This is a genomic window from Desulfonatronospira sp., from assembly GCA_003563255.1.
Classification (GTDB): domain Bacteria; phylum Desulfobacterota; class Desulfovibrionia; order Desulfovibrionales; family Desulfonatronovibrionaceae; genus Desulfonatronospira.
In genome coordinates, this window is record PWSL01000349.1 from 1 (window position 1) to 3689 (window position 3689).

General features: G+C 44.7%; 7 protein-coding genes and 1 pseudogene. All 8 read left to right on the forward strand.

Annotation, left to right across the window (positions count from 1 at the left end; genetic code table 11):
- A partial coding sequence (locus QZP87_RS10160) for a type II toxin-antitoxin system VapC family toxin (RefSeq protein WP_291322809.1) occupies positions 1–365 on the forward strand: 365 nt, incomplete at its 5' end.
- Complete coding sequence (locus tag QZP87_RS10165) at positions 362–529, forward strand: hypothetical protein (RefSeq protein WP_291322810.1); 168 nt, start codon at positions 362–364, stop codon at positions 527–529. The genes QZP87_RS10160 and QZP87_RS10165, both read left to right, overlap by 4 nt.
- Positions 530–1104: 575 nt before the next feature.
- Positions 1105–1662: a hypothetical protein gene (locus QZP87_RS10170; protein WP_291322811.1), complete on the forward strand. Its 558-nt coding sequence runs from the start codon at positions 1105–1107 to the stop codon at positions 1660–1662.
- 178 nt (positions 1663–1840) lie between these two features.
- Positions 1841–2092, forward strand: a pseudogene (locus QZP87_RS15590) (DUF4258 domain-containing protein); the annotation flags it as partial.
- A complete protein-coding gene (locus tag QZP87_RS10175) occupies positions 2089–2310 on the forward strand; it encodes a YgiT-type zinc finger protein (RefSeq protein ID WP_291322812.1) in 222 nt (73 codons plus the stop codon). The pseudogene QZP87_RS15590 and the gene QZP87_RS10175, both read left to right, overlap by 4 nt.
- 112 nt (positions 2311–2422) lie before the next feature.
- Positions 2423–3016, forward strand: coding sequence for a Zeta toxin family protein (locus QZP87_RS10180; RefSeq protein WP_291322813.1), 594 nt, complete (start codon positions 2423–2425; stop codon positions 3014–3016).
- A 3-nt stretch (positions 3017–3019) separates the two neighbouring features.
- A complete protein-coding gene (locus tag QZP87_RS10185) occupies positions 3020–3244 on the forward strand; it encodes a hypothetical protein (RefSeq protein ID WP_291322814.1) in 225 nt (74 codons plus the stop codon).
- Positions 3245–3318: 74 nt separating this feature from the next.
- Positions 3319–3606 carry an XRE family transcriptional regulator gene (locus QZP87_RS10190; protein ID WP_291322815.1) on the forward strand — a complete coding sequence of 96 codons (288 nt, stop codon included), beginning with the start codon at positions 3319–3321 and terminating at the stop codon, positions 3604–3606.
- The last annotated feature ends 83 nt before the right edge of the window (positions 3607–3689 follow it).

A 3689-nucleotide genomic window follows, 5' to 3' on the forward strand; every position in this document is an offset into this window, starting at 1 on the left:
AGGTCCAGAATCTGTTGAGGTCACAGACAGAACAACCGGCCCTGAGCTTTCTTACTGAAGTGGAATTTACTTCCGCAATATCCAGAAAAGTACGGATGAACGAACTTGGTCCTGTTGACGCCAATCGAATCCTGACAAAGTTTACCTCACACACTGAAGCCGGGCTTTACCGGATAATTCCTCTGGAAAAGGCCCACTATCAGCTGGCAAAGGGCTGGATCAGTCTCTTGACAACCCCCTTGAGAACCCTTGATGCACTCCACCTTGCAATTGCATCCAGCGAAGAACTGCAGGTGGTTACCTCGGACGAATCTTTTTTTAAGGCTGCCGGTATGCTTGATCTGGACGCGCAATTGATCACATGAGAGAAGAATTAAAGAACTGGCTACTGGCGGAAGATGCTGAGGATATAGCCGCTTTTGTGGAAAGGGCGAATGAGCCTTTGATCAGTTTTTCTGAAATGCTGAAAAAAGAAAGGAAGGGGACATTATGTTGCCAGTTTACCCGGTTGAACGCGGCTGCGCCGTAGACCTTCGGTCTGTTCAACTGGGTGAAGTTATGTTGCCAGTATCCCGCTATACCCAGCTTTACCCCGCCTGATTATTCCATCCGGTTTTTTTAGTGACTTACTAATGAAACCTTGTCATAAAAAACAAAAAGATTTGAACCGCAGAGACGCTAAGTACGCAAAGTTAAAGACGCGAAGCAGGTGTATTGTCCAAAACCGGGACACGGTTTTGGACAAGGCTGCCTTTTCATTTGCCGTACACCCGGCAAATGAAAAAAAATATTCCTGCCTTCCTTTGCGACCTCTCCGTCTTGAGTGAGTCTTCGAACGGGCGGTTAAGGTTTCTTTATTTTTTGGGTTGCGGGCATAGGCCGCCTTAGCTTTAACGTACCCCGCATACCCCGCGCTTTAGAAGAAGTCTTCAAGTAGGCAGGAGTCTGGTTTCCATTTATTGACAGGGCGCATTCCAGCCATTATTTTAAATCATACTCTTTTTATCTTTTTTATAGTTTTTCCGAGGGTGTAATATTTTTGCTGTCCCAACGACTAACTGATCAATTCAGATCAATCCATATTGACAATCCAAAGGGGGATTTATGAAAACAGTCAATTACATTTCCATTATTTTTATGAATTTACTTATCTTGGCCTTGCTGGCCGTTAAGGTCTCTGCTGTTCATGATCATGGCTCACATGTTCATGCTGACCACCATGACCAGCACGCTGTTCATGAGCACTATACTGTACCGGCCAATGAACCCGGGCCTTCCCTTTCCCTTGTCATCCATGAAGATCCGGTTGCAGGATGGAATCTGCAGCTGGTTACTGAAAACTTCACTTTTGCTCCCTATCATGCCGGGCTTAATCATATTCCAGGCGAAGGGCACGCTCATTTATATGTCAACGATGTCAAGGCCGGACGTATCCTCGGACCCTGGCACCATTTGGATGGCTTAACCAGTGAGCACAATACAGTCAGGGTGGTGCTGAGCACCAATGATCACAGGTATTACCAGGCTGGGGGTGAAATCGTGGAGGATACCGGTCATATCATGGCAGAGCCTGTGCAGGAACAGGGCAAGGGCAGGTGTCCCCGCTGCGGAAGTCCCAGGGGCATGGGCGCTGGGGGACATGGAGACGCTCACGTTCACTGATCCCGGAAAAGCTGTTCCCTCCAGTTGAAGCAAGGAGCTGGTCTACCCAAAAGAAAATCTATTGCCATAAGCTGAGTTTGAATCTAGATATTGAAGTGTGCAGACAAAACCCGGTAAAATACTATAATTTATTCAGAACTGCGTGCGGGAAAAGAGAATTTTCTGAACCTACCACGTAAATATGAGACTGCGAGAAAGGTCCATTCCACGAAAATGGATTTTGCTTTCAGTAGAATATTTTGAAATAATTGAAAGTTATCCTGAAGATAAATACTTGCCCAGCTACCTGGTGTGGTCAAAGTTTAATGAGCAGATCTTTCATATACTTTTTGCTGCTGACACCCAGGAGAACAATGTGAGAATTATTACCGCTTACAAACCAGACCCACAAGAGTGGATCAAAAATATGAAACAAAGGATTAAAAAATGAAATGCCATCTATGCGGTGGACGTATGGACAGTGTTTGCACAGACCTGCCCTTCAAGTTAGACCAGCACAGGATTGTTGTTGTCAAAGACATTCCAGTTGAGCAGTGCAATTCATGCAGTGAGTTCTTAATCAGTGATCCAGTAATGGAAAATCTTGATTCTTTGATAAGCACAGTGGATTCAGGGATTGAGCTGGAAGTAAGGCGATTTGCAGCTTAAATATTGGGGTCAAGTCTCTGAGACCTGCAACAATAAGGTCAACTATCTGAAATTTGGAAAGGCTTTGAAAAATGTGCCTGGTCAGTCTGAAGACTGTTTTGCTGAGGAAGCTATGCAGACAAATCAAGGAAGCGAATATGAAAGACTCGTATTTCAGGAGAACAAAGACCTCCCTGAATTTGAAACAAATAAAATCATAAAGCCGAAAATCATAATTATTTCCGGACCAAACGGTGCAGGTAAAACCACCTTTGCCCAGGAGTTTCTTCCTGGTGAGGCAAATTGCCTCACATTCATCAATTCAGACCTGATTGCCGCCGGGCTGGCCCCATTTAATCCTGAAAGCGCTGCATTCAAGGCCGGACGATTGATGCTTGAAGAAATTTTTGCAAATGTTGGTAAATTTCGCAGTTTTTCTTTTGAAACAACCCTGAGCGGACGTTCATATTCAAGGCATATTCCTGAGTGGAGATCTGCCGGGTACAAGGTCAAGCTTTTTTATCTCAGACTGGCAACGCCTGAGCTGGCAATTGTCAGAGTAAGAAACAGGGTTTTGATGGGAGGTCATGATATTCCAGAGCATATTATCCGCAGGAGATTTGTCAGGGGCTGGGAAAATTTTGAGAACATATACAAGAAAATTGTAGATGAATGGGCTTTGTATGATAATTCAGGAGAAAGGCCGATAATCATAGATGAGGGATAAATTATGGAAGCAACGCATAATGAGTTGAAGCCCAAAAAAGAGCGTGACATTGATATGATAAACGCTGAAGCCGCTTTAATACGGGCATCCAAGAGGGCCAGAGAGAGGGCATGGTCCGCCGGTGTCGGGGTTGTTTATCTCAAAGACGGCAGAATTGTTGAAGAAATGTCTGATGGTACTGTTAGAATGGAGGAATCCGGGGTCGGACCTGGTCAAGTCATTGAATAGTTGAAGAAAATATCCAGGAAAGATCTTGAATTGGCAATAGTCCGCTACAGTAAGTTGATAAAAGAGTGGAAATAATGAGCTATAACCATTTTGAAAGCGTTTGGGATGCCATTGAAGATACACCTGAACAAGCTGAGAATATGAAGCTTCGCTCTGTTCTGATGATGGCTATCAGCGAACATATCCAGCGTAACGGAATCAGCCAGTCCCAGGCAGCAAGTCTGTTTGGGGTGACCCAGCCACGCATTTCCGATCTGAAGCGGGGAAAAATAAACCTTTTCAGCCTCGACTCCCTTGTAAACATGGCTGTAACTGCGGGTCTTCGTGTAGAAATAAAGGTTCACGACCTGGAAGCCGCATGATGCATTACAGAGCAGTTATAAAGAAAACCGATGACTGGTGGATAGGTTGGCTGTAAATTAAAGCTGTCTACAAGGTATGTAAT